Annotated in this window: 2 protein-coding genes; both read left to right on the top strand. The window is 62.9% G+C overall.

Translation table 11 applies throughout. From position 1 onward, the window contains the following. Positions 1-145: 145 nt before the first annotated feature. Positions 146-5650 carry a nidogen-like domain-containing protein gene (locus ACZYOF_RS40685; RefSeq protein ID WP_463719267.1) on the top strand — a complete coding sequence of 1835 codons (5505 nt, stop codon included), beginning with the start codon at positions 146-148 and terminating at the stop codon, positions 5648-5650. An 86-nt stretch (positions 5651-5736) separates the two neighbouring features. Continuing rightward, on the top strand, positions 5737-7965 hold the full coding sequence (locus ACZYOF_RS40680; protein ID WP_463719266.1) for a CHASE2 domain-containing protein: 2229 nt from the start codon (positions 5737-5739) through the stop codon (positions 7963-7965). Positions 7966-8101: the final 136 nt, after the last annotated feature.

Below are 8101 nucleotides of genomic sequence, written 5' to 3'. Positions count from 1 at the left end.
AAAGCCTTCGTGGTAACGCTTGTCATGGCGTGGTCTCCAGCCCGGCGCGTCAACGCCGGGTGATTCGAGGTTGATCACCCCGGAGACTACGCCACTTTCAATTCCAACCGCTTTTCGGACGGCACCACTATTTCTGGTGGGGGCATTGAAGTACGCCGACAACGTTGCGTCGAGTGGGCTGGGGTCTGTTTCCAACGCGCATGTCGATCTTGATTCGTTTTCGTTCCGCGATGGCCACGCGGACAGCTTTACTGTTCCTGACGCGCATCTTCTGTTCTCCGGCAACTTCCACAAATCCGGCAACGATCTCGTCATCTCCGACGAGCTGCATCGCGTGGTGGTGCCGAACTACTTCCATGGCGACAAGCACCCGATACTGGTTTCCCCCGAGGGCGCGTCGCTCGATCCGAAGGTCGTTGATGCGCTGACCGGGCACACTGTTTACGCGCAAGCGGGAGCGCCGCCGGCGGCAGATCTGGTCGGTCATATCGCCAAGATGACTGGCAGTGCCAGCGTGGTGCGCAGCGGCGTCACCGTCGAACTGCATAATGGCGAAGCGGTTTATCAGAGCGACGTGGTGCAGACCGGCAGCGATTCTACGCTCGGCCTCGTCCTGAACGACGGCACCACGTTCAACCTCAACGCCAATGCGCGGTTGATGCTGAACGAGCTCACCTATGACGCCAGCAGCAATTCGAACTCCTCGCTGATCACGCTGGTGCAGGGCGCCGCCAGCTTCGTCGCCGGCCAGGTCGCCAGGACCGGCGACATGAAAGTCGCCACCCCGATCGCGACCATGGGTATCCGCGGCACCGCTGTTATCCTCGACATCTCGTCGGTCGACGGCACGGTGAAGATCTCCGTCGTCGATCAGCAGGACAACCAGGTCCATGCTGTCCAGGTCTTCAACACGCGCGGCGTTCTGATCGGCACGGTGACCAGCAATGGCAGCATCCTGACGCTGACGCCGACTGCGGCTTTCGAACTGATCGCGCGGGAAAGCGCCAAGACGCTGGCGGAGATCGCGCAGGAATTCGCGACCTTCCAGGCGGTGCTCAATACCTACGAGATCCAGAAGGCGATCGACCCGAACCTGCCGCAGCACACCGAGAACAACGCCAACCCGCGGACGAAATTTGCGAACATCGGCAGTTCGACCTCGCCCAATTCGCCGGGAACCGAATTCCGCTCGGCGCTCAACACCACTATCAACAGCAGCAACACCGGCTCCGCCAAGACCTTTTCCGTCCTGATGGATACGGGCAACGGAACCGGCGCGGGCGGTATATCAAATCAGGCATTGCTTGATCAGGGCCTCCCGGGGCAGCAAAACAACCAGCCCACCGGGCCGCAGCCGTCGATCCCGTTCGTCGTCAATCCGCCAACGGTTACCAGGATCTCCACGACCAGCACTGGCGATCATTTCGGGCCGGTGATGAGCGCCGACGGGCAATTCGTCACTTATGACCCCGACGGCGTCATCTATCTGTTCGACCGCGCGACCGGTGTCACCATCGTGATCTCGCCTTCCGGGGGCATCTATGGTTCGCCGACCATCAGCTCGGATGGTCACTCCGTCGTCTATCAAAGCTCCAGCGGCGTCATCTTCCTCTACAACAACGATCCGTCTTCGGCGCAGTACCACACGACGACACAGATTGGCGTGGGCACGTCGCCTGCGGTCAGCGGCGACGGCAGCAGGATCGCGGTCGAGAACGGCGGCAATATCATCGTCTACGATCGGCAGGGGCACGTCCTCACCACGATCACGCCCGCCGATGCCGGTGCCAGCGGATCGTTGCTGAAGCCGGCGATCAGCGCTGACGGCCATGTGGTTGCGTTCTGGGGTGCCGATCCCGGAGGCAATTCGGGCCATCTCTACGTCTATGACCGGTCAACCGGGGTCATCAGCACGATCGCGGACACCGCGCAGGGGGTCGGCGCGAGCGCCGCCTCGCTCAGTGCCGACGGCCGCTATGTCGTCTATCAAAGCGCCGACGCGAGCGGGCACTCGGAAATCTACCTCTACGACCTGCAGACCCACCAGATCGTCTTCCACACGTCGAACCCGAGCGGCGGGAGCTACAACCCCGTCATCAGCCCCGACGGCCATTTCATCATCTTCGCGAGCGACGCCGCGCTGACGTCGAACGACCACAATTCGGTTGCCGATACCTATGTGGTCAATCTCACCGATCCCGCCCATCCGAAGATCATGCTGGTTTCGACCGCGGCCGATGGGGCGTCCGGTAACGCCGCCTCCAACCTCGGCGCAACCATCAGCGCCGGCGGCCTGTTCATCGCCTTCGGCAGTAACGCGTCGAATCTTTCCACCGCGGACGGGCCTGGCGGCGACATCTTCGTGGTCGATCCGAGTTCCGGCCGCAACGCGATCGTTGAGCAGACCGCCAACTCGGGGTCGGTCCTGACGACCAACGGCAAAGTCGGCATCACCGGCGGAATCAACGACGTCTCGCTTTCCGTCACCGACGCGGCGGGCAATCCGACCGGTCTCCTGCACGTGAGCTTCAGCGCCGACGGCAATTTCGTGAACTGGACGTTCGCCGAGAACAAATCGGATTTTGCCTCGCTGGTCTATGGCGACACGGCGACCCAGCAATTCCTGATCAAGCTCACATATAACGGCGGCACGACGACCATCCCGATCACGATCGGCGTCCACAATGCCATTCCGCCGACTATCCCGGTGGCGGACACGCCTCCGGTTGTCCACGATGCCACGCTCGCGGTGTCCGAGGGCGGGGTGGTGCTGCTGACGCCGGCGAACATCAACGTCACCGACCTCGACGATTCCAGCTTTACCTTCACGGTCACCAATGTCACGCATGGCAAGTTCCAGGTGTTGGGTGGCGAAGGCTGGATTGATACCGCCAGCTTCACCTCGGCCGATCTCGCCGCAGGGCACGTCCGCTTCGTTCACGACGGCGGCGAGGCGGCGCCGACCTTCTCGATCCAGGCCAATGATGGAGAAATGCTCTCCAATGTGAAGGCGGGCAGCATTGCCTTCACGAATGTCAACGATGCGCCGACGTTGGCGGGCGGAACAGTGACGGATGGCGTGATCAACGTGCCCGTCTCAAATGGCCATGTCAGCCAGGAGGTTGCCGCAAAGCTTCTGGGGACGGGCCTGATCAAGGATCTTCCTGGAGCGGAGGGTTATGGCGAGCTCGCGCTCGACCATGGCGATGATAATTCCTCCGAAGCCATCGACATCACGTCAGCGTTCGGCGCGCAAGGCATCAATTTCTTCGGCCATCAATACAAGTCGCTCTACATCAACAACAACGGCAACATCACCTTCGGCTCGCCGACCGACGCCTATACGCCCAGCGTGATCGACGCGGGCCTGAACAATCCGATCATCGCGGTGTTCTGGGCCGACGTCGATACCCGCGGCCATGGCAACGTCTATTACGATCTCGACGCGGCCGATGGCGTCATGACCATCACCTGGGATGATGTCGGCTATTACAATGAGAGAGCGAACAAGCTGAATTCGTTCCAGCTCGTCCTGATCAGCGAAGGCAACGGCAATTTCGACGTCCAGTATCGCTACGGCGATATCAAATGGACGACCGGTGACGCCAGCGGCGGCTCCGATGGCCTCGGTGGCACCCCGGCGCGCGCCGGTTATTCGGCCGGCGACGGCACGCATTACTACGAGCTGCCGCAATCCGGAAACCAGGACGCGCTGCTCACCCTTCCGACCACCGACGGCAATACCGGCATCGACGGCGTCGATCAATTCGAGGTGCACAACGGCGAGGTGGGCCTCACCGCGACAGGTGCGATCAATTTCGCCGATCCTGACCTCAACGACGTCCATACCGCCACCAGCAGCTATACCGGCAGCGGCACTGCGCTGGGAACGCTGACATTGGTCAAGCAGTCCGACATCGGCGGTGTCGGCGGGCAATTCGCCTGGACCTACACCGCCGATCCCGCAGCCGTGCGGCAGGCGCTCGACGGCTTGCCGGGTCACAGCAAGGTCGAGACCTTCAACGTCGTGATCAGCGACGGTCACGGCGGCACGCTCACCCAAACCGTATCCGTCACGCTGAACGAGATCGGCAACCACGCGCCGATGGTTTCGGGCGCGGTTACGGGATCGGCGACGGAAGATGGCAGCCCCAGCACGCTGGACGCGCTCGCCAACGCATCCGATTCCGACCATGACGTGCTGACGGTCGTCAACGTCCCGACGCAACTGCCGGACGGGGTGTGCTACAACGCCGATACGCATTCCTTCACGCTCGATCCGAGCGTTGCCGCCTACCAGCACCTGGCTCAGGGCGAGCAGACCACGGTAACAGTCAATTATGGCGTCTCCGACGGTGACGCCATCACACAGGCCTCGGTGTCATGGACGATCGCCGGCACCAATGATGCGCCGGTCGCGGTGCCGGTGACGCTGACGCATGGCACCGAAGACGGGTCCTACATCATCCATGCCTCCGATCTGCTTCCGGGCGCGAGCGATATCGACAGCCAGTCGCTGTCGATCACCGGCCTCAGCATCGCGAGTGGTGGCGGCGATCTCGTTGACAATCACAACGGCAGCTGGATCTACACGCCGGCGTCGGGCTATGCCGGCCCTGTCAGCTTCACCTACGTGGCCTCCGACGGGGCGCTGCACGCAAGCTCGACGGCAAACCTGACGCTCGATCAGGCGGTCACGCCGGTTACCGTTACAGTTGCCGTGCATACGCCCGATGGTTACGACTTCAGCACGTTCTATGACGACTTCGCGGCGAGCCAGCCCGTCACGGGTGACGGCTCCAGCGACCATGCCTTTGTCCTCAACGCCGGCAAAGGCATTGTTTTCGAGATGGTCAGCAGCGACTACAGCTTCGATCCGCAGACCGGCTCTATCTCCTATGTCATCGACGAGATCGATATTTTCGGTACGACAGATCCGGCCCAGGCCACGGCGGCGCATCTGCTGGTCAGCACCCATGGCTGGAACATGAGTGTCCAGGCCGTCGTCAATACCACTGCTCCGTCCGATCCGGTGCAGTCCACAGGACCAAGCTTTGGCGACATCTTCGGCGCGGTTGCCTTCAACTATATCGGCAGCGTCGGCCCCGACGTGTTCCTGGCCAGCAATCATCCAGATGTCTTCAACGGCCTCGGCGGTCCGCTCGGCCCGACCGATCCAGGCAGCGACGCCGTGGATTACTCGCACGCGAGCGGTTCGATCAGCGTCAACCTGCTCACCGGCGCTACCGCGGGCACCGCGGCCGCAGGCGATATCTTCTCCTCGATTGAGAACCTGCGCGGCACCGCGTTCGCCGACACGCTGACCGGCGACGGCCACGACAACGTCCTCTTCGGTGGTGGCGGCAACGACACTTTCGTCTTCAAGCAGAATGCCGGCGGCATCGGCCACGACACGATCGGCGATTTCACGCCAGGCCAGGACAAGATCGAGCTGGACTATGTCGCCTTCAATCCGAACGGGCCGAACGATTTCAATCATTGGCTCGAAAGCCACGCCACCAGCGTGAACAACGGCAATGACGTGCAGATCGACCTCGACGGCAACGATCACAACACCATCCTGCTGAAGAACGTCGCGCTGGCCCATCTGCAAGCCAACGACTTCATCCTTCCGCCGGGCAGTGTCTGACCGAGGCGGCCCGCACGCCTGGGTGCACCGCACCCGTGGAAAACTCCCGGCGTGATCAATCGACGCGGGCGTGATATCGAAGCGTCATGAGACGGCTGAAGGCATTGCGAAGGTGGTTCAAGCGGCGCTTCGGCTATGCGCGGCTCGCCTGTCTTGCGATCCTGGTCGGTTTCGCCGCGCTCAGGGTGCTCGATCCGCCGGCGATCGAGGAGCTTCGGGTCAGGACGTTTGACGGTTTCCAGGTCATCGAGCCCCGGGTCAAGACGATCAGGCCGGTCACCATCGTCGATATCGACGAACAGAGCCTGTCGGAGCTCGGCCAGTTTCCCTGGCCGCGCACGCGGATCGCCGATCTCGTCACCAACCTGACCAAGCTTGGCGCGGTCGTGATCGCCTTCGACATCGTGTTCTCCGAGCCTGATCGGCTCAATCCGGATGCCGCCGCCGATACGATCCGCAACCTCGACGAGGAGACCAGAGCGAAGCTGCGGGCGCTGCCGAGCAACGACCAGATCCTGGCGGAGGCGATGGGCAAGTCGCGCGTGGTGCTGGGCGCCTCCGGCCTGCCGTTCGTGGTCGCCGAATTCGACAAGTCGCTGCCGCTGACGCCGCTCGCCATGAAGGGGGAAGAGCCGCAGCCCTTCATGTTCGATTTCCCCGGCCTGCTGCGCAACGTCCCCGTGCTGGAAGGGGCCGCCGCCGGCCGCGGCCTGTTCACGATCAGGCCCGAGCGCGATGGCATCGTCCGCCGCGTGCCGATGATCATGCTGGCGCAAGGCGCCACCATGCCGTCGCTGAGTTTTGAGGTGCTGAGGGTCGCGACCGGCTCCGGCACCGTGCTGATCGATACCGACGAGGCCGGAATCAAGAGCCTCTCGCTCCGCGGCTTGCGGATTCCGACCGACCACAACGGCCAGCTCTGGGTGCACTTCGCCCAGGCTGACCCTTCGATCTACGTCTCGGCGGTCGACGTGCTGCACGGGCGGGTGCCGGCGGAGAGGATCCAGGGCAAGCTGGTCCTGATCGGCACCTCGTCGGTCGGGCTCAACGATATCAAGACCACGCCGGTCACGCCCGCGATGCCCGGCGTGGAGATCCACGCCCAGGTGCTGGAGAGCGCGCTGAGCGGAGCCAGCGTATCGCAACCGAACTACGGCATCGCATTCGAGTTCGCGACCGCGCTGGTGTTCGGCCTGCTCGTGATCGCAATCGCCCCGCTGTTCGGGCCGATCACGCTGGTCGGCTTGGGTGCGGTGTTCGCGACTGCGCTGATCGGCACCTCCTGGTACTTCTACACGCAGCACCGCCTGCTGATCGATTTCACCTATCCGTTGATGTCGACCACGGCGATCTATCTCACGCTGATCTTCTCGAGCTTCGTCCGCGAGCAGCAGCAGCGGAAGCAGATTCGCGGCGCTTTCGCCCAGTACATGTCGCCCGCGCTGGTCGAACAGCTCGCGCAGTCGCCGGAGAAGCTCGTGCTCGGCGGCGAGGAGCGCGAGATGACCATCATGTTCTCCGACGTCCGCGGCTTCACCACGATCTCGGAATCCTACAAGCACGACCCGCGGGGACTGACCGCCCTGATGAACCGCTTCCTGACGCCGCTCACCAATGCGATCCTCGCCCGCAAGGGAACGATCGACAAATATATGGGCGATGCGATCATGGCGTTCTGGAACGCGCCGCTCGACGACAAGGCGCACGAGATCAACGCCTGCGAGGCGGCGATCGACATGCTCGAGCGCATCGACGAGCTCAACAGGCTGCGCAAGGAGGAGGCGGATGCGGGCGGGCACGTCTACATCCCGCTCAATGTCGGCATCGGCCTCAACACCGGCGTCTGCGTCGTCGGCAATATGGGCTCCGACCTTCGCTTCGACTATTCGGTGCTGGGCGACAGCGTCAACCTCGCCTCGCGCCTCGAGGGGCAGTCCAAGGAATACGGTTTCCCGATCATCGTGGGATCGAAGACTGCGCTCGCCGCCAAGGAAAAGTTCGCGATCCTTGAGCTCGACTTCATCATGGTCAAGGGCAAGAAGGAGCCGGAGGTGATCTACGCGATCGCCGGCCGCGAGGACATCGCGCAGTCCGGCCGCTTCCAGCGCCTGCGCAATCTCACGATCGAGATGCTGGCCTGCTACCGCGGCCGCGATTGGCAAGGCGCGCTAGCCGCCATCGAGCGCGGCCGCAAGACCGACGAGGGCCATGCGCTGGAACGGTTGTACAATCTCTATGAAGCGCGCATCCGCCATTTCCTAGAGAGCCCGCCCCCGAAAGATTGGAACGGCGCCTTCGCGCTGCTGACGAAATAGCGCGGTGATTTTGTAGATTCCATGGGGCGGTGAGCGCGCCCTTTCCGGTAGGTTTGGGTTTCCACACTCGAACCATCGGAGAGTCTGATGCAAGCATCGACCAAGAGCACGCCCACCGCCGGCCATTGTGGCACGA

The sequence above is a fragment of the Bradyrhizobium sp. LeoA1Lang genome (genome assembly GCF_055413685.1).
The sequence above is the reverse complement of the archived record's forward strand: the minus strand, read 5'-3'. Positions and strand labels throughout refer to the sequence as shown.